Genomic DNA, 25,050 nt, shown 5'->3' on the forward strand with positions numbered 1-25,050 from the left:
CGGGCAGCAGCAGCGTGTCGCGGTCGCCCGGGGCGTCGTTCCCGCGCGCCGGGCGGCGGCCCTCAGCCCGCTCGAAGCCGTGGCCGAGGGGTGGCGGCCCGCGCCTTCCCGGTGGGAGGAAGCGGTGATCACGCCCGGAAGGACGACAACTCTTCAGTCTGCGGCCGAACCGGTCGGAAGGCCATGACAACTATCAGCCCCTACCGGCACCCCGGGCGCCGCGACGAGACTCTCCATCACCCGGGCCGCGGAGGCATCACGGTCCGGGCTCGTGCCGGCCGCCGGCCGGTGCGCATCCCACCCTTGTTGCGCGTCCCGCGCACGTGATCTCCCAGGAGACGACCCTGATGAGTGTCCTCAAGCTCCAGAACATGGAGGCCCGCGTCAAGTTGAGCGCCGTGGCCATCGTCAGCCTGACGAGCAGCAGCGGCCGCTGCTGCACCCCCCCGCCGAAGCCCGGCGAGTCGTAGCCCGACGGGTCCGTGCGGGGGTGCGCCGCGCCCCCGCACGGACCCCGCCGCTCCCACCGGCTGCCCGCGGACGATCACAGAGGCTGACATGCGCAACGAACGATGGGTCTACCGCTTCCTCTTCGCGTGGAACGACACGCTGTTCTTCGACCCGCTCGACGTCTCGTACGAACCGAGTGCGGATCACTTCCTCGCCGGGCTCGACGAGCCGCTGCGGGCGCGGTTCGTCCGCAGCGGCATCTGGTGGAGCCATCGGCCCAGTCCGGACCTGCCGGCACAGGGCTGGAAGATCCACGTGTCGGCGAGCTGCCGTCACGTGCGCGAGATCGCCGCCTCGGTGGTCGGATACCTGACGGAACGCGGGACCGATTTCAAGATAGCCCTCGACCTCAACGTCTTCGAGATGCTCAACTCCAAGGCCATGTCCCGGGGGAGCGGCGGCAAGCTCGTCACCGTCTACCCGCGCGGCGACGACGAGTTCAGGAAGGTCCTGGCCGACCTGGCCGGACTCCTGGAGGGCTACCAGGGCGCCTACGTCCTGTCGGACCTGCGCTACCGGGACAGCAGGGCGCTGTACTTCCGCTACGGCCAGTTCCTCGACACCCACACCGTCGACGTCCTCGGCCGGCGGCACCCGCGGATCCTCGGACCGGACGGTCCTGTCCCCGACGACCGGAGCGTGGGGAACGCCCGGCCCGACTGGGTGCCCTGGCCCTTCGACGACTGGAAGCCCGAGGACGAGGACGAGGACGACGGCCTGGTCGGGGGCCGGTTCCGGGTGACCGGGGCGATCCAGTTCTCCAACAGCGGCGGCGTGTACACGGCCGAGGACACGGCGCACGACGACCGGCCGGTGCTGCTCAAGGAGGCCCGTCCGCACACCAACATCAACCCCCGTCGGAACCACGACGCCGTGGACATCCTCGACCGCGAGTGGATGTTCCTGAACCGGCTGGCGGACACCGGCTCGTACCCGGCCCCGATCGCGAAGTTCCGCCACTGGGAGCACCACTTCATCGCCGAGGAGTTCGTCGACGCCTCCGACCTCCGCTCGGTGCTGCTCGAACGCAACCCGCTCGCGCGGCCGGGGTTCGACATCGAGCAGTCGCGGGAGTACCTGCGGATCTTCCTCGCCGTCTTCCGCGGGCTGGCCCGCGCGATCCAGGCCGCGCACGACCGCGGGGTGATCCTCGCCGACTTCACCGCCTCCAACCTGCTCGTCGACCCGGACACCCACGAGGTGACCATCGTCGACCTGGAGGCCTGCCGGCTGGCCGGGACCGACAGTCGCGGCGGGAGCGGCGAAACGGAGTTGGAGCAGCCCGTCGAGCTCTACACACCGGGGTTCAGCCTCTCGCGCGACGGTTTCAGGGAATTCGGGCCGGAGGGCGACCGGTACGCCCTGGCGTCCACCATGGCGTACTTTGTCTTCCCGATCGCGGCGATGTCCTACCTGCGCGAGGACGTCCTCGACCTGTACCGGATCCACATCACCGAGGGCCTGGGCTGGCCGGAGCGCGTCCACCGGTTGATCACCGACCTGGCCGGGGACCGGATCGGCCTCACTGACGTGCTGGACGCCCTGGAGGACGAGGCGGAGCTGCTCGACCAGGTCGAGGCCCTCCCGGCGCGGCCGGTCGTCGAGGAACGGCTCGGACTGGTGGAGGCGGAGGACGGAGTGGCCGCGTTCGTCGAGGCCGTCGCCGACACCGGCCGGGACACGCTCTTCCCCGTGGACCCCTTCGCGCACGTCACCAACCCGCTGAGCCTCGGCTTCGGGGCGAGCGGCGTCCTGTGGGCGCTGCAGTCATCCGGCATCGCGATCCGGCCCGAATGGCGCGACTGGCTGGGCGGCGAACTGGCCGGCATCGACAGCGCGGAGTACCCGGACGGCCTCATGAACGGCCTGGCCGGCATCGCCTGGGCGGCCGACTCGCTCGGGTTCGGGACCGAGGCCAGGCACCTGCTGGCCCAGGCCAACCGGCGCGCGCTGGAGAAGGGCGACTACACCTTCTACTACGGCCTCGCCGGCGTCGGGATGACGAACCTGCGCTTCTTCCTGCAGGGCCGCGACCCGCGCGATCTCGCCGCGGCACGGGACTGCGCGCAGGTCCTGCACGACACGGTGCGGCACGACGGCGGGCGAGCCCACTGGGTGAACGAGTTCGCCACCGAGGGGCCGCTGACCGGCCTCGGATTCGGACAGGCCGGCGTCGCCATGTTCCTGCTGCGCATGCACCAGGTCACGGGAGAGGATCACCACCTGCGGCTCGGACGGCAGGCGCTTTCCTGGGAGATGGCCCACGCCAAGCCCCTGAACGACGGCGGTCCGGTCATGTTCGAGCACGAAGGGACCATGGAGCCGTACATCGAGGTGGGGTCCGCCGGCGTGGCGCAGGTGCTGCTGCGCTACGGGGACCTGGACGCGGCGCGCACCGTCCTGCGCGGACTGGACGTCCGCTACTCGGTGCTGCCCGGGTACGGCTTCGGCATGACCGGGATCGCCGACGCGCTGCTCGACGCGGCCGAGTTCACCGGGGACCGCTCCTACCGCGACAGGGCGCTGACGCAGCTCGACACCGTCCGGAGGGTGTTCCTGTTCGAGCCCGCCGAGCGCTTCGGCCTGCCGCGCCAGGACGGCCGGACCCTGCTGGGTCTTCCCGGCGAGGGGCTGCTGCGCTGCTCCTGCGACTACCTGACCGGGTCGGCGGGGCTGCTGCGGGTGCTCCACCGCGTGAACACCGGTGGCACCGCCGACTTCCTGCTGGACGAGGCGGCGCGGTGACCAACCGGCTGTGGCGTACGCTGCGGGGCCACCGGGCCCCGTTCGTGGTGGTCCTCGTCGCCGAGGCCGCCACGGGCGGGCTCGAGGCCCTGCTGCACCCCCTGCTGCTCAAGGCCCTGTTCGACCAGGCGATCCTGACCGCCGACTTCCGCAGGTTCCTCCTCCTCGGCCTCGGGTACCTCCTGCTCGGACTCACCCTCAACATCACGGGCTACGCCGTCGCCTGCCGGCGCAAGCGCCTCGAGAACGCGTTCACGCTGGTGCTGGAGACGGAGCTGCTGAGCCGCACGCTCGGCCTGGACGGCCGGGAGGTGGCGAAGGCGGGGAACGCCTCGTACGTCAGCCGCATCCACAACGACGTCGCCCAGGGCGTCCTGCCGGCCATCGACGTCTCCCTGCGCATCGCGCGGCAGTCGGTCGCGTCGGTCGCCTTCCTCGGCGTGCTGTTCTACCTGTCCTGGCAGGCCAGCCTCATCCTGCTGGTGATCGTGCCGCCGCTGGTGCTCGTGAGCAACCGGCTCGGCGACCGGATCGAGAAGAACACCGGTCCCGAACGCGAGGCGGAAGCGCGGTACATCAACACGCTGACCCGCACGCTGGAGTCCTTCCCCGCCCTGCGCGGTCTGCCGTCACTGCGGCCGGGCACCCGCGCGGTGAACCGGGACGCGTTGCGCGGCTTCCTCGACACCACATTCGTCAACTTCCGGCTGTCGCAGCGGCAGCGAACCCTCAGCGACCTGGTGATGAACCTGTCGGACACCGCCTCGATGATCATCGGAGCCTTCTTCGTCCTCGCCGGTCGGATGACGTTCGGAAGCTTCCTCGCCTTCGTGAACTCGCTGTGGCGGGCGGTGACCGGAATCTTCGAGCTCGTCAACATGATTCCGCAGGCCCGGCGGAGCAGCGCGGTCCTCCAGCGGATCGAGTCCCTGCGGGACTCACGGCGGGCCCCGTACCACGACGAGGGAGGCCTGGTGCGGGTCCGCGGAGTGCGGGTCGGGTACGGCGAGGGGGCCGAGGTGTCGATCGACGCGTTCGACCTGCGCGTCGGTGAGCGCGTGCTGCTCCGCGGCCCCAACGGCTGCGGGAAGACCACGCTCCTGCACGTCATGGCCGGGACCCTCGCCCCCGATGCCGGGACGGTCACCCTGCCGCCCCGGGTGGCGAGCCTGACAGCTCCGGTGCACCTGCCCCCGCTGCCGGTACGCGAACTGGTCGCGGACGAGCGGCTGCGCGCCGCGATGGACCTGGACGGCCTGGCCGACCAACTGCCCTCGGACCTGTCGTCCGGCCAGCGCCAGCGGGTCGGGGTCGCCGTGCTCCTGCACGAGGACGCGGACGTGTACCTGGCCGACGAGCCGTTCGCGAACCTCGACGACGGCGGCAGGGAGCTGGTGTTCCGGGTGCTCCGGGAACGGACCGAGGGGCGCGCCCTGCTCGTCGTGCACCACGGGGACGGGGCCATCGACGGCCGCTTCGACCGGGTGGCGACCCTCGCGGCGCTTCGTTAGACGCCCCGGGTGGTCGCGGACGTGACGGCCGGGCGGTACGCGGACCGGTCGACCTGGAAGCCGAGTTGGTGCACCCAGCCGGCGACGCCGACCCGCGAGGAGCACTGCAGCCGCCGCATCGCCTCGCGGAGGTGGTTGACCACGGTCCACTCCGAGATGCCCAGGTGACGGGCGATCTGGTGGTTGCTCAGTCCGTCGGCCACCAGGAGCGAGACCTGGAACTGGCGGTCCGTCAGCTTCCTCCTCGATGGCGTCCCGGTGGAGTCCGGCTCGCCGAGGGAGCAGAGGAGGTCCAGGAGCGCGGTGGCCGCGCCGGTCGCCAGTGCGTGGGTGAATTCCTCCTCGGTGAGCCGGCGGCGGATGCCGGGGAGCAGCCGGGCGGTGGCCAGGTCGGGATCCGCCGGGTCGCCGGGAATGCCGGCGCGCCCGGGATGGAAGCTGCCCAGCAGCCGGGCGGCGTCGGTGGCCCGTGCCGGTGCGGGGCGCAGCGGACTCGCGACCAGGCCGATCAGCGCGCCGAGCGTGGCGACGGCGCCGAGCGGGCGCAGCCGGGTCAGCCCCTCGGCGTAGTGGGCGCGGGCCGCCGGGGGATCGCAGGCGGCGGCGAGCAGGCCCAGGTGGAGCAGGGCCGTACCGGTCAGCAGCGCGTCCCCCCGGCGCCGCGCCGCCGTCAGCACCCGGGTTGCCAGTGCGCCGGCGTGAGCGGTCCGGCCGAGCCGAAGCCCGGCCAGGGCGGCCTCCAGCTCGGCGCGCAGGGCCGCCGGTTCGTCGTCGGCCGCGCGGAGGAGCTCCGCTGCCCGGGTGAGCGCGGTGAGCGCTCGGGCGGGGTCACGGTCGAACCCGGTCAGGGCGCGCAGTCGCAGGAACCGGGCCGCCGTGGAATCGGCATCGGGCGCGGTCCGACATCGCTCCGACCCGGCTGAGGCCGCCTCGGCCTCGTCCAGCAGGGAAGCCGCCGCCTCGTGGTCGCCGTCGAGCAGTCGGGCATCGGCGCGCATGAGCGTGAGCCGTAGGAGGGTCCGCCCGCCGGTGTCATCGGTGGAGGCGAGCAGCGTGGCGTCCCGGTCGGTCCAGGCCGGACCGCGGCCGACGGCGCGGGCGCACGCGAGCAGCCGCTCCATCAGGTCGAGGGCCTCGACGGTGAGCCCGTGACCGGTGAGGGTGTTGGCCGCCCGTCGGAGGTTGGCCTCCTCCACGCGCAGGGCGAGCAGGGCCGCGCGCTGGTCACCGGTGACCAGCCGACCGCCGGCCCGGGCCGCGAGCCTGGCGTAGTAGCGCGCATGGCGGAGGGTGGGGGCGGTGAACGTGCCGCCGACGGGCCGGGCCCTGAGCAGGCCGTCGAACGGCACGTGAAGTCGCGTTTCGGCGGCGCCGTCCAGTCGACCGGACGGCCGCTCCTCGAGGGTCAGCGACTGGCGGGCGAGGAGGGCTTCGAGCGCCGCCGGGAAGGCGCTCGGCGAGATCCCGGACACCGCCCGGAGCGCCTCGGGCCCGAACCCGCCGACGAACAGGGGCGCGCAGGCCATCAACCGCGCCTCGTCGGCGCCGAGCGGGCCGCCCCGCCCCGGCGGTCGCCTCGCCGCTCCTCCCGGCGACCCGTCCGCCGGTGGGACGCGCGGCCCGGCGCAGGAGGCCGGCGGGCGGCCCGGCTCCGCCTCCGCCCCGCCGCCCGGAAGTCCGCCTCCTGCGGGGTCGTTTCCCGCGGGGTTGTGTCCCGCGGGGTCGCTTCCTGTGGGTCCGGCTTCCCCCGCCCCGCCGAGTGCGGCCAGGACGGTGCCGGTGCCCTCCAGTGCCGCCACCCGAGCCGCGAGCACCAACGCGCCCGGCAGGCCCCGGAGTTCCACGCAGATCCGGCCTACGGCCTGCTGACATCGGGAGGTCACCGTGAAGCCCGGGCTCCAGGTACGTCGGGCGGCCGTGAAGAGCTGCACCGAGGGGATGCGGCAGAAGGCGTCCAGGCCGATCGGTGACCAGTCCACCGGAACGGCCAACGGGTCCACCCGGAAGGCCACGTCGGCGCCCGCGGACGTCAGCCGACCGGTCGCGAGCAGCTTCGCCCCACTCGCGCGACATCGGGCCAGCAGCGTCCGGTACTCGTCCGGTTCGACCTGATCAACCGTCAGCAGCGGAGCCTGGAGGGAAGTTCCGGCCACGGCGCCCGCCGCCCGGTACCGCTCGGCGACCGCGGACGCCAGCCGGCTCTTGCCGCTGCCCGGTAGGCCGTGCAGCAGCACGCCGGGGACGGCGGGGTCGGCGAGCAGCCGCAGCAGCTCGGCCGTCTCACGTTCTCGCCCGAACAGCTCGCCCACGAGGGCCCGGTGCTCCGCGGGCTCCCGCTGAGGGACGGGGGACTCGAACGAGAGGGTCATGGACGGCTCCAGGGCTGGCTCCACCCACCCGGCGCCCGTGCGCCGACGGGATCGTCCGTGCCGATTCTGGTTGTCGGTGGTTGTCGGCGGTATCCCAGATTTCTAGGATGCCGCCGCCGGGGACGCGGACCGCGGAGGTGCCCGCCGGGCGTTCGAGGGGGAGGCGCACGGCCTGCTCCGGCGTTGTCGTCCGCGCGACGGCGAGTTCCTGCCCGGAGAGCGTGGCCGCCGCGGATGCGAATGCGGACGCGGACGCGGTCGACGCCGACAGCGGGCCGGGAGGGGTCCCCTCGGCCGGTCCGGAGGCCGGTCCGGAGGCCGGGATCAGGACGCGGGCCACCAGGGCGGCGCCCGCCGGCACGGGTATGGCGAAGGCTGTCCGGTGCTTCATGCGGGCACTCGCTTTCCGATGTCCGGGCATGCGGGCCTCGCCTGGGGGTCGCCACCAGCCCGCCGTAGAAGCCGGCTCGTGGCTGCTGCGGGCCGTGCGGGAGGGCGGGCGTGCTCACCCCATGGTGCGGTGCTCGTGCGGCCGGTTGAGGTGAGGCTCGAACGGCCTTGCCTGTTCCGGGAGTTCGCGCCTTCTCCCCATACCGGCGCGAGTACGGTGTGGGTGTGGCCGCCGGGGGGCGGCGTTGAGGGAGGGGCGAGATGGGGCAGCAGTTGGCGCGGGTGCCGTTGGACGGCGGGGGTTCGATCCTCGTCGAGGCGGTGGACGGGGCGGCCGGGCCGGTGAAGGCGGGCCGGGTCGGTGACGCGGTCCGGGATCTTCCGGCGAGTCTGGGGTCGGCGCTGGAGCCGGTGACCGACATGGCGCGCACGGTGCTGCGGCGGTTGCGGGACGCGGGGCCGGCCGAGGTGGAGGTGGAGTTCGGGGTCGATCTCGCCACGGAGGCCGGGGTGGTGATCACGAAGACCTCGGCCAACTGCCATCTGACGGTGCGCATGGTATGGCGCAAGGGCGAGGCCGAAGCCCCCGCAGGCGGGGCCCCCGCAGGCGAAGCCCCCGCGGGCGAGGCCCCCGCAGAAGCCGAAGAGGCTTCCGTGGGCGACGACGAACCGACGGCCTGAACGGATGGCCGCCGAGCGGGACACGGCGCGGGCCGGGGCGGCCGGTGGCGTGCCGGCGGCCGTCGCGCAGGTCCGCGACGGGGCCGATCTGGTGGTGGGCGCGGGTTTCCTGGTCGCGGGGGACCTGGTGGTGACGTGCGCGCACGTCCTGGCGGACGGCGGCTACGGGCCCGGCGCGACGGTGACGCTGGTCTTCCCACACGCGCCCGGTGCCCCGATGGTCACCGGCCGGGTGCTGGAGGCCGCGTGGCGCGAGCCGCACGAGCAGGACATCGCGCTGGTGCGGCTGGAGCGCGCGGTGGGGGTGGCGCCGTTGGCGCTGGGGTCGGCGGCGGGCTGCCGCGGGCACCGGGTGCGCTCGTTCGGGTTCCCCGTACAGGCGCCGCCGGGCGGGCACTTCGGGTTCGCCACGGCGGGCGGTCTGCTGCCGGCCGCCGACAGCGCGGGTGAGCTCCTGCAACTGACCGACGCCAACGACCTGACGCAGGGGTTCAGCGGCGGGCCGGTCTTGGACGAGGCGACCGGCCTGGTGGTGGGGATGCTCACCGCGATCACCGCGCCGGACGGCCACGACCGGGGCCTGGGCATCGCCTACGTCACCCCGACCGCCGTCCTGCGGGAGGTCTGGCCCGCCCTCGGCGAGCGCGACGTGTCGCCCTACCGCGCGCTGGAACCCTTCACCGCCGAGCACGCCCGCTGGTTCCGGGGCCGTGAGGAGGCGGTGCGTCAGGTCCTGGCGGGTCTGGCGGGCGGGCGCCGGGTGGTGCTGCTGCTGGGCCCGTCGGGTTCGGGGAAGTCCTCCCTGGTCCAGGCGGGGGTGCTTCCGGCGCTGGCCGCGGGGCGGCTGCCGGGCAGTGACCGGTGGCTGCCCGTGGTCGTCCGTCCGGGCCCGGACCTGCCGGCCGTCCTCGCGCGGGCGGGCCAGCCCGGGGCCGACGACGGCGATGTGGCCGGTGCCGTCCCCGGGCCCCGTACCGTGCTGGTCGTCGACCAGTTCGAGGAACTCCTCGCCCCCTCCGCCGGGCCCCAGGCCCTCCGGACGCTCGCCCGGATCACCGCCGTGATCCGTTCCGACGCGGCTGTCAGCGTCGTCCTGGTGATGCGCGACGACTTCTACTCCCGCCTGTCCGCGCTCGCCCCGGACCTGCTGGACGTCGCGCTGCGGGCGAGGGGCGTCCTCAACATCCCCGCCACCCTCACCGCCGCGGACCTGGAAGCGATCGTCACCGGCCCCGCCCGCGACCTGGGCACGCGGTTCGACCCGGGCCTCGCGGAGCGGATCATCGCCGACGTCCTGGCCCTGAACCCCCGGACCGCCGGCACCTCCGAGGCCCCCGTCACCGTCCTGCCCCTGCTCGAAATCGCCCTCACCCGGCTGTGGGAACGCCGCCCGGAGCACGACGGCCGCCTCACCCACGACGCCTACCGCCGCATCGGCGCCGTCACCGGGGCCCTCGCCGACTGGTGCGACACCGCCCTGCGCGAACTCACCACCCGGCAGCGGCGCATCGCCCGCAGGATGCTGACAGCCCTGGTACGGCCCGCCGACGAGTCCCTGAACGTCCCGGCGGTGCGCCAGCGGCTCCCGCTCGGCGAGCTGCGCGAACTGGCCGCCGAGGATGCCGCGCCCGACGCGCTGCGGGCCGTCGACGAGGTCCTGGCGGTGCTCTCCCGGCACCGCATCGTCACCACCGACCGGATCCGCGAGGATGCGCGGCCGGACGGCCCGGACGGCCCGGACGGCCCGGACGGCCCGGACGGCCCGGACGGCCCGGACGGGACCGCGGTGGCCGAGCTGGTCCACGACGCGCTCATCCGAGACTGGGACACCCTGCGCGGATGGGTCGAACAGGACCTGCGCTTCCACGACTGGCTCCACCGCGCCCGCGCCCAGCACGCCCGCTGGCAGGAACGCGGCGACCCTCAGGACCTGCCCTCCGGAAGCCTCCTCGCGGAGGGCACCGACTGGTCGGGCCGCCGCAGACTGCCCGGCGGCCTCGACGACTTCCTCACCGCGGGCCGCCACCGCCAGCAGGCCGCCGCCCGGCGCAGCCGGCGCCTCAACACGGTCCTCGCCGCCGCCCTGGCCCTCACCCTGGTCGCCTCGGGGGTGGCGTTCTGGCAGCGCCAGACGGCCGTCACCGCCCGGCAGGCCGCGCAGTCCCGGCAGCTCGCCGCCCAGTCCGCCTCCCTGATCGGTACGGACCCCGAGCTCGCCGCCCTCCTCGCGGTGGCCGCCTACCGCACCAGCCCCACCCTGGAGGCCGCCGCCGCCCTCCGGGACGGCGCGCGCCTGCCCCTGCGCCATCGCCTCACCGGCCTCACCGGCCCGGTGTCCTCGGTGGTGTTCGGTCCGGACGGGCACACCGTGGCCATCGGCGGCGGCACCGCTGTGCGGCTGCGGGACGTGGACACCGGCAGGACCACCGCCGCCCTCACCAGCTACACCGGCCCGGTTTCCTCGGTGGCGTTCAGCCCCGACGGACGCACCGTGGCCACCGGCACCACCACCGCTGTGCTGCTGTGGGACGTGGCCACCGGCAGAACCGTCACCCTCACCGGCCACACCGGCCCGGTGTCCTCGGTGGCGTTCGGTCCGGACGGGCGGACTCTCGCCACCGGCGGCAACGACGCCACGGTGCGGCTGTGGGAGGTAGCCACCGGCCGGACCACCGCCACCCTGACCGACCACACCGGCCCCGTGTACTCGGTGGCGTTCAGCCCGGACGGGCGGACCCTGGCCACCGGCGGCAACGACGCCACGGTGCGGCTGTGGGACGTGGCCACCGGGAAGACCGTCACCGCCGGCACCGGCCACATCGGTTCCGTGAACACGGTGGTGTTCGGTCCGGACGGGCGGACCTTCGCCACCGGCGGCGACGACGGCACCGTGCGGTTGTGGGACGTGGCGACCCGCAAGACCGTCAGCACGCTCACCGGCCACACCGGCCCCGTGCGGTCGGTGGCGTTCGGTCCGGACGGGCGGACCCTGGCCACCGGCGGCGACGACTCCACCATGCGGCTGTGGGACGCGGACACCGGCAGGAGCACCGCCGCCCTCACCGGCCGCACCGGCCCCGTGAGCGCGGTGGCGTTCAGCCCGGACGGGCAGACCCTCGCCACCGGGGACTCCCCCCTCGACCACGACGCCACGGTGCGGCTGTGGGACGTGGCCGGCATCAGGAACGTCACCACCCTCACCGGCCACACCGGGGCCCTGGACACGGTGGTGTTCAGTCCGGACGGGCACACCCTCGCCACCGGCAGCCACGACGCCACGGTGCGGCTGTGGGACGTGGTCACCGGCCGGACCGTCACCACCCTCAGCGACGCCGATGTCGTGCACTCGGCGGCGTTCAGCCCGGACGGACGAACCCTGGCCACCGGCGGCGGCGCCACGGTGCGGCTGTGGGACGTGGCCACCGGGAAGACCGTCACCACCCTCACCGGCGCCGATGCCATGTCCTCGGTGGTGTTCGGTCCGGACGGGCGGACCCTCGCCACCGACAGCGAAGACGGCACCGTGCGGCTGTGGGACGTGGCCACCGGCACGACCCTCACCACCCTCACCACGCTCACCGGCCACACCGCTCCCGTGCGGTCGGTGGCGTACAGTCCGGACGGGCGCACCCTCGCCACCGGCAGCCACGACGGCACCGTGCGGTTGTGGGACGTGGCCACCCGCAAGACCGTCAGCACGCTCACCGGCCAGACCGGCCCCGTGCGGTCGGTGGTGTTCAGTCCGGACGGGCGAACCCTGGCCACCGGCGGCAACGACGCCACGGTGCGGCTGTGGGACGTGGCCACCGGCAGGACCGTCACCACCCTCACCGGCGCCGATGCCGACGCCGTACCGCCGCCGGCGTTCAGCCCGGACGGGCGCACCCTCGTCACCGTCGGCGCCGACGCCACCGTGCGGCTGTGGGACGTGGCCACCGGCAGGGCCCTCGTCACCTTCACCGGCCGCACCGGCCCCGTGCGGTCGGTGGCGTTCAGCCCGGACGGGCGAACCCTCGCCACCGGCGGCGACGACGGCAGCGCGCGGCTCTGGTTCTACATCGCACCGGACGCCGCGATCGGCACGATCTGCCGAGCCGTCGCCCGGGACCTCACCCGCGCCGAGAAGGAGGTGTATCTCCCCGGGTCCTCCGCGGCCGTCTGCCGCCCGTGAACGGCCGCAGACGACCGCCGCCCGCCGCCGTCGCCCGCAGCCTGCCGTCCGTCGCCCGTCGCCCGTCGCCCCGGGCTTCGACACGCCCCTGGCTGCCGCCGCGGACCCGATCATCCGAACGAGGCGCGGCGCGATGGCGCCGGCGGCCGGGCGTCCACTCGGCCGTCCTCGTCCACTCGGCCGTCCTCGTCCACTCGGCCGTCCTCGTCAACGCGCTCCCCAGAGCGGGGGATTCACGGCCGAGCGCGTGCGGGAGGGAGCACGCGCCGTTGCACGTCCCGATGGTGTCCGGGCGGGCGGCTACTCCGCCGCCCAGGGGGAGGTGGCGGCGGCGAGCTCCAGGCCGGTGATGCCGTCGGCCCGGCGTTCGCGGAGCAGTTCGCCGCCGAGCGAGTAGCGGGGTGCGGCGGCCTTCGAGCGGGCGGCCCGCTCCACGATCGCGTCGACGAGCGAGCCGACCATGGTCAGCCGGGGGTAGGCGGCGTGGATCCGCCGCGCGTGCGGGGCGACGACGTCCGCGTTGCGGCCGAAGTCGGTGCTCACGCCTTCGTGGGTGAGGTAGCTGAGCAGGCCGCGGCGCTCGGCGATGCCGGTGGAGGCGTGCAGGGCGATCGCCTCCCACACACGGTCGACGTCCGGCTCGGGAACGTGGTGCTGCCGCAGCAGGTCCGCCGCCAGGTCCGCGCCCTCCACCTCGAAGCGGGCGTCGCCCTTCGCCAGGGTGCCGGTGCCGATGTCGTGCAGGACGGTCGCGGCGAACAGCAGGTCGCGGTCGTAGGCCGCGTCGTCCAAGCAGCCCTCGTGGGCGGCGAGGAGCTGGGCGAAGAGGAAGCTGCGCACGCTGTGGTTGGCCACCGCCGGGGTCTCGGTGGCCTGTACGGCGGAGAGGACGGCGTCGGCCAGGGGGCCGGTGGGGAGGTCGAGTGGGATGTCCATGGCTCAAGGCTAGGAACCGGAGTCCTGCCCGCGAAAGTGGCACGGGTGCCATGGGTCGCTAGGATCGTGCCATGTCGATCACGCCGACCGCACCGATCACACCGATCACACCGACCGCACCGCGCCCGCCGACCACGCCGGGCCCGCCGGTCACCGAGGGACACCGGGTCGCGGTGCTGGCACTTCCGGGGGTGCTTCCGCTGGACCTGGGCATCCCGGTGCAGACCTTCGGAACGGACTCGCACTACCGGGTCACCGTCTGCACCGATCCGGCCGCCGGACCGGTCGACAGCGGCGGCTTCACCGTCGCCGCGGCCGCCGGGCTGGAGGCGCTGCGGGACGCCGGCACCGTCGTCGTCCCCGGCTACCAGGACCCGGACAGCCCGCCGCCGGCCGCGGCACTGGCGGCGATCCGCTCGGCGCACGAGCGCGGCGCCCGGCTGGTGTCGATCTGTACGGGCGCGTTCCTCCTGGCGGCCGCCGGGCTGCTGGACGGGCGCCCCGCGACGACCCACTGGCAGGATGCCGCCGCGCTGCAGCGCCGGTACCCCCGGATCGACGTGCGGCCCAACCAACTCTACGTCGACGACGGCGACGTCCTCACCTCGGCGGGCGTGACCGCCGGCATCGATCTCTGCCTGCACATCATCCGGCGGGACTTCGGCGCCGCGGCCGCCAACGCCCGCGCCCGGGTGCTCGTCGCCCCGCCCCAACGCCCCGGCGGGCAGGCGCAGTTCATCGACCGATTCCGGCCGTTGGCCCGCGCCGACGGTCTCGGGCCGGTGCGCACCTGGATGCTCGGCAACCTCGCCCACCGGCAGACCGTGGACGACCTGGCCCAGCGCGCGCACATGTCCCGCCGGACGTTCATCCGCCGTTTCCAGCAGGAGACGGGCACCTCGCCGATGGCCTGGCTCACCGCGGCCCGCATCGACTGGGCCCGCGAACTCCTGGAGGCGACCACGACGCCCGTCGAACAGATCGCCCGGCTCAGCGGGCTGGGCAGCCCCGCCGCCTTCCGGGCGGCCTTCCACCGCCACGTCGGCACGTCCCCGGCGGACTACCGGGGCACCTTCAGGACCGTCAAGGCGTAGGGCCCAAGTGGGCTGCGGGGCAGGGGAATCCGGAGCGGCGGCCCGACGGTGCCGTCCACCGTGACCGAGGACAAGCCGACCCGGGCGGGCGGGTTCTCCGGGAACACCAGCGGCTTGGCCCCGAACAGGCCGGCGGTTGCGGCCAGTTCTCGAGGGAGGGCCGAAGAACATCCGAAATCCTGGCTGATCTGCCAGATCGTCGACGCGTACCCGTGCCTGAGCGCCAGCATGGTCCGGGACCTGCTGAACCGCAGGCGCATCCTGCCAGTGCTCGACGGTCTGGACGAACTGCCTGCCGCCGAACGGCCACTGGCCCTGCGGAAACTCAACTCCGGCTGCCCGGCGCATGAGCCCCTGGTGCTGACCTGCCGGACCCACGACTACGCCAAGGCGATCAGGAAGGGGCCCGTGCTGCGCTCGGCCCGGTGGTCGAGGGCCGGCCGCTGACGACGGAGACGGTCGTGGGCTATCTGCTCCACAATGCCACCCCGCAACAGCGAGACCGTTGGCGGCCGCTCACCGACGCCGTGACCCGGACCAGGACAGGAATCCCGGCGATCTCGCAGGCCGGGACGACTTCCCGACCGCCGAGAGGATCGAGCGGTACCTACTGGACTCGCTCGTGCCAGCAGTCTACCCGAGTGATCCGCAGGATTCTCCGCACCCCAACCGCAGGGCGCCGCGAAGGTGTGGCCTGGCGAGCCGCCGGTGCCGCCGTTGCCGCCGTTCTGGCCGGGGTAGCCGGAGCGGGAGGCGTCTCCGTCCTCAACCCTTCCGCCGGAGGTTCCGTCACTGCCATTGCCGCCGCCGCCGCGGACGGCCGGAGCGGCCCGGAGGCGGAGCGGGCCGCGGTGGACGAGCTCGCCCGGGACCTGGCCGATCTCGCCGACGGCGGACCCGTCGCGCCGAGCCTGCCCGGTCCTCCCGGCGCACCGGGGCCCAGGGCTGGTCGCGTGACGGCGCTCTACCAGGAGTTTCAGGCCACAGCCCTGTCCCGCCTCGCGGCTCAGCACCCGCTCATCGTTGCTCTGCGGCAGGAAGTCGGGTCCGCCCCACATGCCACGGTCCACATGCTCCCGGCTCGGTGAGCCCATTGGACCAGCGGATCCCACCGGGCGCCGCTTGACCTTGTCACTGGCGGCAGGGTTCGACGATCACGGCATGGACACCAGCACCGCACCGCAGAGCAACAGGATCGTCGCCGTCACCGGGGCCGGCACCGGGATCGGTCGGGCCACCGCCCGGGCCTTCGCAACGGAGGGCGCCCACGTGCTCGCCGTCGGCCGGCGGGCCGAACCGCTCCACGAGACCGCCGCCGGTCACGAGCGGATCACCCCGTTGGCCGCAGACGTCACCTCCGTGGGAGAGCCCGAGCGGATCATCCGCACCGCACGGGAGCTGTACGGCCGATTGGACGTGCTGGTCAACAACGCCGGCATCGTGCGCAGCGGTGCCCTCGGCACCCTCACACCGGAGACGATCACCCCGCAGATCGCCACCAATCTGATCGCACCCATCCTGCTGACACAGACCGCGCTACCCCTCCTGGAGGCGGCCGGCGGGGTGATCATCAATGTGAGCACATCGGTGGGACAGCGGGCCTGGCCCGGCAGCTCGGTCTACGCCGCGACCAAGACCGCGTTGGAACTGCTCACCCGTAGCTGGGCGGTCGAACTTGCACCCCGCGGCATCCGCGTGGTCGCGGTCGCCCCTGGCGCGATCGACACCCCGATCGGCGAACACCAGGGCCTGACGCCGGAGCGGAGCGCCGCGGTGCGGGAATGGCAGCTGGCCCACACCCCGCTGGGCCGGATCGGTCAGCCGGAGGAAGTGGCCTGGGCCATTACCCAGCTCGCCTCACCGGCCGCTTCGTTCGTCACCGGGATTGTGCTCCCGGTCGACGGCGGCGCGGTCGTGGCGTGATAGGAGTGGCCCCGGAGGTGGAACGGGTGAGGATCGGCGAGCTGGCCAAGGCGACCGGGACGAGCCCCCGTGCGCTGCGACACTACGAACAGGCCGGGCTGATCTCCTCCGAACGGGCCCCCAATGGCTACCGCGTCTACGACGAACGGGCAGGGGTGCGGGTCCGCAACATCCGCTACCTGCTGGCCGCCGGACTCACCCTCGACGACGTGCAGGTGTTCCTGCCCTGCCTGGATGGTGATGTGGCCGCCGCGCCGCCGTCGGACAATGGTCTGCGGGTCGCGCTGGAACGGCTGGCGGTTCTCAACGAACGGATCGCTGCCCAGACCGAGGCCCGCGATCGGCTGGAAGCCGCACTTCGATACAAGACCGGCGGCCGGATCCGCCCGGTGGCCTGACCCGGTTGTCTCACTGCGGAGGCCGAAGAACTGACGGAGCATGATGAGACAGCCCCGCCTGGACATGTCTCATGTCTGGCTACCGTGCGTATCCGATGCGGATCTCGGTACGGACGGCGGGCTCGGCGACCAGGAGTTCGAACCGGGCGTCTTGAAATGGCGTGCTCACGCCCGGAATCGGCTTTCAGCGGTCCGGCGCGTTGCGCTCAGGCAAGCCAGTCGTTGCCTGCGTGCCAGTGCCGGACCCATCCATCGAAGCTCCTGGCTTCGGAGACCGGCACCGGGGCGGCTCCGACGTCGGACACCATCCAGACCTCACCGCGATGAGGTCCTGTCGTCACCAGCAGCCAGAACGATGGTCCGTCCTCGGCGCCGAGGACGACCGACCCGTGGTTGAAGACGGCATCGACGCGTGGATCGTAAGCATCGATCGTCTCGTCGTCTTCCCACACCCACGCCTCTTCCAGGGGGAATGGCTCTCCCGGGCGCCGCGGCCCCGTGCCCGGCCAGCATTCCGGCAGCCATCCCAGCGGCTGAAGACCCTCATCCTCCGGGGGACCGAGGCTGCTGCCGTTGCCGATCTCCGCAATGAAGGTCCGGTAGGGCTCCGGAAGCGTCACCCGGTTCTCGGCCTCCCAGGCCGTGACTCCATCACGGCCCAGGATCGGCTCGCGCCACTCGGCTGGGAACACCGAACGCAGGAAGTCGAGCGTGGCCTCGTTTGGACGGTCGTCAGGTGTGGTCATCACACGAGCATGCTGGCATAAGCGTCCGACATCCTGCTGTTCCTCCTCGCCACCTCGATCCGGCCCACCGACGAGCTGCGATGCGAGCTCCGTTCGATTCCTGACCTGGGAAAACACTGCTAAGACTTTTGAACACAGGCACTGACCCGGTGATCTATCCACTCGTCTTCGTCGGCGGAACGGGTGATCGAGCTGATCTTCCTGCGGAAGACTGTGTGCGTGACCCTTCCTACATCGCTTGCCGCTGCTGAGGAGATCCGTGATCACCTCATTGATCAGCTCAACCTCGCCCTGCGCTGGCCCGGGTTGCACGGGGGCGAGGTGGCGTTCCGGATCCTGATTGACCATTTGCTGTTCGTCGAGCGCCAGTCCGAGGCGTGGAATCAGCTGAAGCAGAGCTGGGAAGAGCAGGGGCTCTGGACCTCCATCGGTCCCAGCGGGGCCTTCCAGGAGGTCTTCCCCGCGCAGGGTGACTGCTACGAAGTCGCCTCGGTATACGCGGAGTTCGCGCAGCGACGCGGCTGGCTCGGGCCCGATCGGGTTCTCACAGCCGAGGAGTACGAGGCTGTCACAGGCCGGGTGCGAGGGTGGGCTGCGGCTGACCGCACCTGGGCTGACGTGACGGCGGAGTTCGGCCCTCCCTCTGTGCTGTTCGGAGGGAACAACCCCTTGTACGGGAAGACGCTTGGCTACCTCTCGGAGGATCCGCAGCAGCCGATGGTGGTCTTCCATCTGTGGAACGGCAGCGAACCGGGGAGCGAACCGTGGCCGCCCGAGCATGCGCAACCGGTGCTTCTCGCAGTGCGTTTCGGCGCCGGCTCGTTCCGCGGATCGTTGACCTTCACCCCCGAGGGTGATCGGAGAAGGCCGACGGTCGAGGATCCTTACCTGCCGCGGTAGCGGTCCGACGGCGAGCGCAGGTCACCCACATGGGGATTTCCAGGACAGCGGACCCGGCCCCGGTGCTGTGCACCGACGGGCCGAGCTGGCCAGTCTGCCGCTGCCCCGTGCCGCCAGTGGCCGCCTGGTGCTGGCGGTGGGCGACCTCCCGCTGCACCACGGTGGCGACGGTGCTCCCGCTGGTCACGGCGTTCAGGGGTGACCGCGGTGATCCCGAGGTTCTTGAGCGTTGGCGGATCGCGCGGGAGGAGTACGCCTTGTCCCCGAGCAGCACGGTCGGGGACGTGCGCGGACGTCCCGCCCCAGAGCGCGGAACACGCAGGTCGCCCAGCGGCAACGGCAGGGACTGTCCGTCGTGTGCCTGCCCGGATGTCACGACGACGGCCAGAGGCCGACCCTGGCCGTCCACGGCGTGATGGACCTTCGTGGTAGACCCTCCACGACAGCGCCCGATCGCGTGCCCGGCCGGCACGCAGTGGGCACCGGGACCGCGGGCGTGGGCCGCAACACGGCACGAGTCAGGACGACGGGTGTTTGTAGCGTGCTGGTGGGCCCGGTTGATCGTGGAGTCCACCGAGACCCGCCAGTCGACCTGCCCGGCAGCGTCCGCAGCAGCGAGCAGTACGCCCAGGATTCGGTCCCAGGTCCCGTCGGAGGCCCACCTGCGGTGGCGGGCCCACACGGTCTTCCACGACCCGAACCTGCTGGGGAGGTCTCGCCAGGGGATGCCGGTGCGGTATCGGTAGGCGATCGCGTCCACGATCCTGCGGTGGTCGGCCCCCGGCCTGCCGCGGCGACCATAGCTGGTGGGCAGCAGGGGCCGGATACGGTCCCACTGCTGGTCGGTCAGTCGGGCGTGACGGGGTATCGCATCAGACCGCAGACGTGCTGCCCGGCCCGGCCGGGCTCAGTCGATCGTCTTGATCACCCGGGCGGGGACTCCAGCGACCAGGGTCCCGCCAGGAACATCATGGGTGACCACAGCGCCGGCAGCGACCACCGCGCCGGCACCAATGGTCACGCCCTGCGTGACCACGGCAGCCGTCCCGATCCAGACGTCGTCCTCGATGACGATCGGGGCGAAGGAGAGGTATTCGCGGCGCTCGGCAAGGGGCAACGGGTGCCCCCCGGTGATGAGGCTGACCTTCGGGGCGATCATGACACCGTTGCCGATGCGGATCCCGCCCCTGTCCATGAACGTGCATCCCTGGTTAACGAAGACGTTCTCCCCGAACGTCGTGTTCAGCCCGTACTCGGTGAAGAACGGCGGATAGATCGTCACCGACTCCGGGAGCGGGCCACCGAACACAATGGAAAGCAATTCGGCGCGACCTTCGCGGTCGCCGAACGGCAGCACGTTCAGCCGGGACGTCGCGTCGGTCACCTCCACGATTCGCTCCACATGGCGCGCGAACTCGGGCGTCTGGACATACATGACCTGGTCTGTGCGGGTGGACATGCGCTGATCCCACCACCCTCCAGGGCACGCGATCAAACAACCTCACCGCCCATCAGACACAACCAATCGTTGTGGAAGTAAGGTGGAGGCGTGGATGCCGAAGCGCTGCGGACGTTCGTGGCCGTTGCCGAGACCGGCCGCCTCCAGGCAGCGTCGGACGAGCTGGGGATCAGCCAGCAGGCGGTCTCCAAGCGGATCGCGGCCCTGGAGAGACACCTTGAGGTCACGCTCCTGGTGCGGACCTCCCGCGGCTCGCGGCTGAGCCTGGACGGGCAGGCCTTCCTGCCCCACGCCATCAAGGCCCTCACGGCTCTCGAACAGGCCGAGCAGGCTGTGCGCCCCGGCAGCCGGCCATTTCGTGTCGACGTCCTCAACCGGCGCATCGGTCCCGCCCAGGTCGTCTACCAGTTCTACCGCTCCCGCCCCGAAATGAACCTGGACGCGGTCACGTTGGGCAACGAGAACGCCGCCCAGGCCGCCCGGGCGGTGCTCGAAGGAAGCGTCGACGCTTCCTTCCGTGCACTGTCGGCACACCGGGTCCCGGCCGGGATCAGCGCCGAACGACTTCTGGACGATCCCCTGGAGCTCCTGGTCGGGCCCGGCCACCCGTTGGCCCACGCACCCTGGATCAGACCTGCGGACCTGGCCGGCCACCGCATCTGGGTTCCCGGGATCACGCCGGGCACGGAGTGGGCAGCGTTCTACCAGGCACTGGCCGAGACCTTCGGCCTGAACATCGACGCGCTCGGCCCGCACTTCGGTGACGAGGCCCTGATGGACGCGCTGGCTGACTCGGCCTCGCTGGCTACCCTCGTCGGCAGCAGGGACCGGTACCTGTGGCCCCAGAGCCACGACTTGCGGCGCATCCCGTTGCACGAACCGACTCCGGTCTACCCGCACGTGCTTCTGTCTCGCAGCGGAGACCAGCACCCCGTGTTGACTGCGCTACGCGACCATTTGCGCGCCTCAAGGCTGCGAGCCCCCGACGACGTGTGGGCACCTCGGTCCTTCTGACGTGTCTTCACGGACGCTCCTCTCCAGGCGGACCAACGAAACGGTCAGGTGGTCGCGTTCCCCGCTCTGTGCGCGTCCACGGCGCCAAGCGCCGATGGAGGCGGTGGGCGGCCGTGCGGCCGTGATCGACTTATCGGTGCGCCGCCTGTACTGGGAGAACCCCTCCTGCGAGAAGGTCGCCTTCGCCGAGCAGGTCACCGGCCTGACGCGGCGTTACCGGCGTCGCACTCCGGCCCTGCGGACGGTGGTAGACGCGGTCGCCGACGCGCTGGCCGGCTCGGCCGGGGCCCGGATGCTGGGCGTGCTGCACCACGTGCTGTCCTGGGCGTGCGTGCTGAACTACGGCCGCGCCGGACACCGCCTCCTACGCCAGCGCATTCTCCTCAGCTGACACCAGAGCCCAGGGCGATCAACAGCTACGAAAATCCTGTAAGAGCCGTTCTTTGTACGGACCCTGAACCGGGACCCGCGGTGCGACGGGTTCGTCACGGGGCCGTCACAGCTCTCCGCGCACGCTTGCCCGGGCCCGGCGGTTCCCGGGAGCGTGGAGCCACGCGGGGGCACACGGAGGGGGCGGGATGCGGACGGTACGGCTGTCGTTCATGCGGCGGTGGGGGAGCAACATCGGGATCGGCTGCGTCCTGGGCCTGGTGGTGTCGATCGTGCTGGTCGGAGCCGCTGCCACCGCCCCGGGGGAGGCCACCTTCCTCGGCCTGCTGGTCGCCGTCGCGGTGGCCGTCGCCGTGCCGCACACCTTCCGGCTGCGGGAGGAGGAGGCCGGCCTCGTGCTGGTCCGGCTGCTGGTGCCGCGCCGCTACGCCTGGTCGGAGATCCGCGGGCTGCGGATGGAGTTCGGCGAGGAGATCGAGACCGGCGGCCACCACGTCACCTTCCGGCTGTGCCTGGTGGACCCGCCGGGCCGGTTCTGGGGCCCGCAGCTCGGCCGGATCGACGTGACCGAGGACGACCGGCCGCGTGGCGTCGAACCGCGCGCCCTGGCCGAGCTGTTCGCCGTCTTCGGCCGGCGCGGCCTGCCCGTCGACCGGCCGGAGTTCGCGAACGAGGTGCTCCACGTCTACGGCCTGCCGCGGCTGCCGTCCGAGCCGGTGCGGGCCGTGCCGGCCGGTCCGGCGCCCACGGCGGAGGAGGCGTACGCGCACGCCCCGGCCCTCGACGCGGAGGGGAGGTACCTCGACACCCGCCGGACCACCGACAAGAGCCCGCCCCGCAAGCGGCGCGAGCACCTGCTGCGCGCCGCCGCCCTGGCGGACCGGATCGCGCTGGCGGGCGGTGACGCGGACCACGCGGAGGTGGTGGCCGCATGGATCGCGGCCGAGCGTCTGACCGAGCACGACGGCGTCGCCGCGGTGCGCGAGGACGGGCGCGACTACGTCCGCCGGCAGTACCTGGACCGCTCCCCGACCTCCGGCGACCGCTGACCGGCGGCAGGGCGGCAGGGCGGCAGGGCGGCCGAGGCGGCCGCTGACCGGCGGGCCTGCGGGGCCCCGGGTTGGCCTCGGCTTCGCGGGGTAGGCGCGCGCCATGGAGGACATCGGACCCCCGGCCGGCGGCCCTGCCGACGACGCGGAAACCCTGGACCTGTGCGACCACTGCGGTCGGGCCGTCGCCCGGGCCGAGCTTCTCGGCGCCCTGGTACCGGACTCGTCCGTCCTGCATTCCGCCGAACCCGAACTGGACGGGAGACGGGTCGTCCTCGCCTGCTGCGCGGACCACCTGGCCGCTCTGGTCGCGGACTACCGCCGCCGCCCCTTCGTCCCCGAGGAGCAGTGAGCCGCGAAGGTCTGCCGGACCCTCGCCGACTGCGACGAGCCCGTGCCGCTGAGCGTGGTCGCCCGCCTGAGCGGCCTCTCCGAGCACGAGGCGGTGGAGGGCGTGCAGTGGCACAACGCCCGTGCCCGGGAGTGGCGGCGCCGCTACGGCGACCACGGTGAGGACTGACCCGCCCGTGGCGTAGTGGCCGGTGCGTGGCGGGCTCCGTCATGTGCCGTAGGGGAGGGCACCGGGGTGTCCACGGCGGGTCGGCGTTCGTCGCACCCGTCCGCCGAGGCCCGGGGACGCTCCCCGGCCGCCCCGTACGCTGGCGCCCGCCGATGCGAACGCGTTGTGTGGCGAAAGGGAGGAATGCGTGAAATCGCTCATGAGCGGGGCCCGTTGGCTGGGAACGGTGGCGACGGCCGGACTGCTGCTGGCGCTCGTACCCGGGGCCGCCACCGCGGCGCTGCCGGTGCCCGGCGCGGCCGACGTGGCGGCCCTGACGGCCGGCACCGCCCGGTCGCTCGCGGTCGGGTGGACGGCCCCGGTCGTCGCCGTCAGCCCCGACGGCGCCAAGGCCTACGTCGGGGTCATCGACGACGACGGTGCCCGCACGACCGTGCTCAAGGTCGTCGACACCGCGACCGGCACGGTCACCACCGCACTCACCCTGTCCACCACTCCTGGGACCTACGTCAACTCGCTGGCCCTCGGCCCGGACGGCACCCGGCTGTACGCGGTCGTCGGCTCCGCGCGGCTGGTCACCGTCGACACCGCCGCCGGTACCGTCCTCGCCGACGTCCCGCTCCCGGCCCAGCCGCGCCCCGACGGCTACCTGGAGGGCGTCGTCGGCTCCCTCGCGGTCGCCCCGGACGGCGCCGGCGTCTACCTCGCCCAGGCCGGACCGCGGCAGCGCTTCGGCGCCCGGCCGGGCCGGGTCCTCGCGTACTCCACCGCCACCGGGGCGTTCACCGCGACGATCGAGCTCCCCGGCGACGGCGTCGGCTCGATCGTCCTGCGCCCCGACGGCGCGGACGCCTACGTCACCACCTCGGCCGGCCTGGTCCACCTGGGCGTCACCCCCACCGCGCTCACCGTCGTCCGGACCTTCACCGACGGCCACGGGGCCTCCGGCAGCGCGGTCCTCAGCCCCGACGGCGGCACGCTGTACGGCTTCGGCAACTCCGCGTCCGACTACACCGTCGACACGGCGACGGACACCGTCACCTCGGGCTTCCACTTCGCGCCGGGCCACGGAGACCTCCGGTCCCCGGTGGTCAGCCCGGACGGGCACCGGGTGTACGTGGTCAGCCAGAGTTCCGGCGTCATGGGGCCGGGCGCGCCCTACCCCCAGGGCCCCTACTACTCCAGCGTGATCCTCGCCTACGACACCGAGGCCGGGGCCCTCGTCCCCGCCGAGAGCGTCTATCCGCCGAGCGTCGGGCTCACCCACAACCTGGTGCTCGGCCCTGACGGCCGCACCTTCCACCTCGCCGGAAACGTCTCCCCGAGTGCCGGGGTGGTCGCGGGCCTCGACATCATCACCCGCTGAAGCCCCTGCCGAAGTCCCTGCCGAAGCCCTCGCCGAGGCCCTCGCCGAACCACCCGCTGACGCGGCCCCGACCCCTTCGCCGGGGGTGGGGTCGCCTCGGCAGGTCGGGCGTGCCCGATCCGGGCCGGTCGGCAGTGGACCCGGGGCCCGCCCGCCCGTGCCGCTACGCCGTCAGCAGGTGGTCCAGTACCCGGCCGAAGACCAGGCGCCCCGCCTGAGCGAGCGCGGGGTCGAACAGTCGGGGCAGGCCGACGACCGTCAGCTCCTCCGTCCAGAGCGCCGCACTGCCGCCGTCCGCCGCCGCCCGGACCCGCAGTTCGGCGCGGCCGTGCACCGGGTCGCCGCGCTTGACCAGCAGGCACCGCCCGTCCCGGCCGGGGCCGGGGGCGACCAGCTCGGCGATCTCCATCGGGTCGTCGAAGCGGAGCGGCCCGAGGGCCGTGCGGGCCAGCACGACGCCGCCCGCCTCCCGGCCGGTGCCGCGGACGACGGAGACCCGGGTGAACGGCACCCGGTCGCCGTGCCGGGGCCAGGCCGTCAGCCGCTCCCAGCACTCGGCGGGAGGCAGCGGGGTTCGGCGGATCAGGACGAAGCGGGCCACGGCGGCCACTCTAGGCCGTCGAAGGCCGTCGAAGGCCTCCGACGGCCTCCGCGGGCTTCCGACCGCCTCCGCAGGCCTCCGCAGGCCTCACCGACGTGACGGCAGCCCCGCCAGCAGGCCCGCCACCGCCGCCAGGTCGCCGTCCCCGTCGAGCAGCACCACCACCGGCGGGTGAGCCGGCGTCCCCAGCCGGGCGATCGCGAAGGCGGCGGCCCCGAGCCCCGGCGGGGCGACCAGGGCGACCGGCGCGCGGGACTCCAGCAGCGGGCCGAGCACC

At 73.1% G+C, this 25,050-nt stretch carries 22 protein-coding genes and 1 pseudogene; 16 read left to right on the top strand and 7 right to left on the bottom strand.

Annotated elements, in window-relative coordinates:
* Positions 1-347: 347 nt before the first annotated feature.
* The 3 genes from AB0E96_RS18210 (at position 348) to AB0E96_RS18220 (ending at position 4,766) form a co-directional block, all read left to right on the top strand.
* The gene (locus AB0E96_RS18210) at positions 348-470 is read left to right on the top strand and encodes a class III lanthipeptide (protein WP_359824552.1); all 123 of its coding nucleotides are present in this window, start codon (positions 348-350) and stop codon (positions 468-470) included.
* A gap of 88 nt (positions 471-558) precedes the next feature.
* Positions 559-3,255, top strand: a complete 2,697-nt coding sequence (gene lanKC / locus AB0E96_RS18215) for a class III lanthionine synthetase LanKC (RefSeq protein WP_359824554.1) — start codon at positions 559-561, stop codon at positions 3,253-3,255.
* Entirely contained in the window at positions 3,252-4,766 is a 1,515-nt protein-coding gene (locus AB0E96_RS18220; protein WP_359824557.1) for an ABC transporter ATP-binding protein, read from the top strand. The genes lanKC and AB0E96_RS18220 overlap by 4 nt, the downstream gene beginning before the upstream one ends.
* Here the strand turns inward: AB0E96_RS18220 and AB0E96_RS18225 are convergent.
* Complete coding sequence (locus AB0E96_RS18225; RefSeq protein WP_359824559.1) at positions 4,763-7,135, bottom strand: LuxR C-terminal-related transcriptional regulator; 2,373 nt, start codon at positions 7,133-7,135, stop codon at positions 4,763-4,765. The two genes, AB0E96_RS18220 and AB0E96_RS18225, sit on opposite strands and share 4 nt — an antisense overlap.
* A gap of 651 nt (positions 7,136-7,786) precedes the next feature.
* Here AB0E96_RS18225 and AB0E96_RS18230 point away from each other — a divergent pair.
* The gene (locus AB0E96_RS18230; protein ID WP_359824562.1) at positions 7,787-8,206 is read left to right on the top strand and encodes a CU044_2847 family protein; all 420 of its coding nucleotides are present in this window, start codon (positions 7,787-7,789) and stop codon (positions 8,204-8,206) included.
* Between the two features lie 4 nt (positions 8,207-8,210).
* Positions 8,211-12,377 (top strand): trypsin-like peptidase domain-containing protein, encoded by a 4,167-nt coding sequence (locus tag AB0E96_RS18235; RefSeq protein WP_359824564.1) that lies wholly within the window; start codon positions 8,211-8,213, stop codon positions 12,375-12,377.
* Between the two features lie 300 nt (positions 12,378-12,677).
* On the opposite strand, the gene AB0E96_RS18240 is transcribed toward AB0E96_RS18235, so the two are convergent.
* Positions 12,678-13,313: an HD domain-containing protein gene (locus tag AB0E96_RS18240; protein ID WP_359824566.1), complete on the bottom strand. Its 636-nt coding sequence runs from the start codon at positions 13,311-13,313 to the stop codon at positions 12,678-12,680.
* Between the two features lie 71 nt (positions 13,314-13,384).
* Between AB0E96_RS18240 and AB0E96_RS18245 the strand changes: the two genes are divergently transcribed.
* The 4 genes from AB0E96_RS18245 to AB0E96_RS18260 all read left to right on the top strand — a co-directional run bounded on the left by AB0E96_RS18245 (position 13,385) and on the right by AB0E96_RS18260 (position 16,728).
* A complete protein-coding gene (locus AB0E96_RS18245; RefSeq protein WP_359824569.1) occupies positions 13,385-14,407 on the top strand; it encodes a helix-turn-helix domain-containing protein in 1,023 nt (340 codons plus the stop codon).
* Between the two features lie 60 nt (positions 14,408-14,467).
* Positions 14,468-14,854, top strand: a complete 387-nt coding sequence (locus AB0E96_RS18250) for a hypothetical protein (RefSeq protein WP_359824571.1) — start codon at positions 14,468-14,470, stop codon at positions 14,852-14,854.
* A gap of 714 nt (positions 14,855-15,568) precedes the next feature.
* A complete protein-coding gene (locus tag AB0E96_RS18255) occupies positions 15,569-16,330 on the top strand; it encodes an SDR family oxidoreductase (protein ID WP_359824574.1) in 762 nt (253 codons plus the stop codon).
* A 26-nt stretch (positions 16,331-16,356) separates the two neighbouring features.
* Positions 16,357-16,728: a MerR family transcriptional regulator gene (locus tag AB0E96_RS18260; protein WP_359824576.1), complete on the top strand. Its 372-nt coding sequence runs from the start codon at positions 16,357-16,359 to the stop codon at positions 16,726-16,728.
* A 206-nt stretch (positions 16,729-16,934) separates the two neighbouring features.
* On the opposite strand, the gene AB0E96_RS18265 is transcribed toward AB0E96_RS18260, so the two are convergent.
* The gene (locus AB0E96_RS18265) at positions 16,935-17,474 is read right to left on the bottom strand and encodes an SMI1/KNR4 family protein (RefSeq protein ID WP_359824579.1); all 540 of its coding nucleotides are present in this window, start codon (positions 17,472-17,474) and stop codon (positions 16,935-16,937) included.
* 183 nt (positions 17,475-17,657) lie between these two features.
* Here AB0E96_RS18265 and AB0E96_RS18270 point away from each other — a divergent pair, with 183 nt between their 5' ends.
* On the top strand, positions 17,658-18,374 hold the full coding sequence (locus AB0E96_RS18270; RefSeq protein WP_359824581.1) for a hypothetical protein: 717 nt from the start codon (positions 17,658-17,660) through the stop codon (positions 18,372-18,374).
* A gap of 137 nt (positions 18,375-18,511) precedes the next feature.
* Here the strand turns inward: AB0E96_RS18270 and AB0E96_RS18275 are convergent.
* A pseudogene (locus tag AB0E96_RS18275) lies at positions 18,512-19,242 on the bottom strand (IS5 family transposase); the annotation flags it as partial.
* Between the two features lie 39 nt (positions 19,243-19,281).
* On the bottom strand, positions 19,282-19,809 hold the full coding sequence (locus AB0E96_RS18280) for a DapH/DapD/GlmU-related protein (RefSeq protein WP_359824603.1): 528 nt from the start codon (positions 19,807-19,809) through the stop codon (positions 19,282-19,284).
* Between the two features lie 114 nt (positions 19,810-19,923).
* On the opposite strand from AB0E96_RS18280, the gene AB0E96_RS18285 reads away from it, so the two are divergent.
* From AB0E96_RS18285 to AB0E96_RS18310, 6 genes are all read left to right on the top strand, one after another.
* Positions 19,924-20,847, top strand: a complete 924-nt coding sequence (locus AB0E96_RS18285) for a LysR family transcriptional regulator (protein ID WP_359824583.1) — start codon at positions 19,924-19,926, stop codon at positions 20,845-20,847.
* Positions 20,848-20,968: 121 nt separating this feature from the next.
* A complete protein-coding gene (locus AB0E96_RS18290; protein WP_359824586.1) occupies positions 20,969-21,238 on the top strand; it encodes a hypothetical protein in 270 nt (89 codons plus the stop codon).
* Between the two features lie 187 nt (positions 21,239-21,425).
* The gene (locus tag AB0E96_RS18295) at positions 21,426-22,286 is read left to right on the top strand and encodes a hypothetical protein (protein WP_359824588.1); all 861 of its coding nucleotides are present in this window, start codon (positions 21,426-21,428) and stop codon (positions 22,284-22,286) included.
* A 103-nt stretch (positions 22,287-22,389) separates the two neighbouring features.
* Positions 22,390-22,638: a hypothetical protein gene (locus AB0E96_RS18300; protein WP_359824590.1), complete on the top strand. Its 249-nt coding sequence runs from the start codon at positions 22,390-22,392 to the stop codon at positions 22,636-22,638.
* 42 nt (positions 22,639-22,680) lie between these two features.
* Entirely contained in the window at positions 22,681-22,806 is a 126-nt protein-coding gene (locus tag AB0E96_RS18305; RefSeq protein WP_359824593.1) for a hypothetical protein, read from the top strand.
* A gap of 187 nt (positions 22,807-22,993) precedes the next feature.
* Positions 22,994-24,172 (top strand): hypothetical protein, encoded by a 1,179-nt coding sequence (locus AB0E96_RS18310; RefSeq protein WP_359824595.1) that lies wholly within the window; start codon positions 22,994-22,996, stop codon positions 24,170-24,172.
* Between the two features lie 163 nt (positions 24,173-24,335).
* Here the strand turns inward: AB0E96_RS18310 and AB0E96_RS18315 are convergent, their stop codons facing one another.
* Positions 24,336-24,773 (bottom strand): SRPBCC family protein, encoded by a 438-nt coding sequence (locus AB0E96_RS18315; RefSeq protein WP_359824598.1) that lies wholly within the window; start codon positions 24,771-24,773, stop codon positions 24,336-24,338.
* Between the two features lie 87 nt (positions 24,774-24,860).
* A partial coding sequence (locus AB0E96_RS18320) for a hypothetical protein (RefSeq protein WP_359824600.1) occupies positions 24,861-25,050 on the bottom strand: 190 nt, incomplete at its 5' end.

This window comes from Kitasatospora sp. NPDC036755 (genome assembly GCF_040636595.1).
In the GTDB taxonomy this organism is placed as follows: Bacteria; Actinomycetota; Actinomycetes; order Streptomycetales; family Streptomycetaceae; genus Kitasatospora.

What these genes read in the sequence shown, in the direction of transcription:
- AB0E96_RS18280 (WP_359824603.1), bottom strand. Translation starts at nt 19,809, where the DNA reads ATGTATGTCCAGACGCCCGAGTTCGCGCGCCATGTGGAGCGAATCGTG.
- AB0E96_RS18230 (WP_359824562.1), top strand. Translation starts at nt 7,787, where the DNA reads ATGGGGCAGCAGTTGGCGCGGGTGCCGTTGGACGGCGGGGGTTCGATC.
- AB0E96_RS18255 (WP_359824574.1), top strand. Translation starts at nt 15,569, where the DNA reads ATGGACACCAGCACCGCACCGCAGAGCAACAGGATCGTCGCCGTCACC.
- AB0E96_RS18235 (WP_359824564.1), top strand. Translation starts at nt 8,211, where the DNA reads ATGGCCGCCGAGCGGGACACGGCGCGGGCCGGGGCGGCCGGTGGCGTG.
- AB0E96_RS18210 (WP_359824552.1), top strand. Translation starts at nt 348, where the DNA reads ATGAGTGTCCTCAAGCTCCAGAACATGGAGGCCCGCGTCAAGTTGAGC.
- AB0E96_RS18225 (WP_359824559.1), bottom strand. Translation starts at nt 7,135, where the DNA reads ATGACCCTCTCGTTCGAGTCCCCCGTCCCTCAGCGGGAGCCCGCGGAG.
- lanKC (WP_359824554.1), top strand. Translation starts at nt 559, where the DNA reads ATGCGCAACGAACGATGGGTCTACCGCTTCCTCTTCGCGTGGAACGAC.
- AB0E96_RS18295 (WP_359824588.1), top strand. Translation starts at nt 21,426, where the DNA reads ATGCGGACGGTACGGCTGTCGTTCATGCGGCGGTGGGGGAGCAACATC.
- AB0E96_RS18245 (WP_359824569.1), top strand. Translation starts at nt 13,385, where the DNA reads ATGTCGATCACGCCGACCGCACCGATCACACCGATCACACCGACCGCA.
- AB0E96_RS18265 (WP_359824579.1), bottom strand. Translation starts at nt 17,474, where the DNA reads ATGACCACACCTGACGACCGTCCAAACGAGGCCACGCTCGACTTCCTG.
- AB0E96_RS18300 (WP_359824590.1), top strand. Translation starts at nt 22,390, where the DNA reads ATGGAGGACATCGGACCCCCGGCCGGCGGCCCTGCCGACGACGCGGAA.
- AB0E96_RS18240 (WP_359824566.1), bottom strand. Translation starts at nt 13,313, where the DNA reads ATGGACATCCCACTCGACCTCCCCACCGGCCCCCTGGCCGACGCCGTC.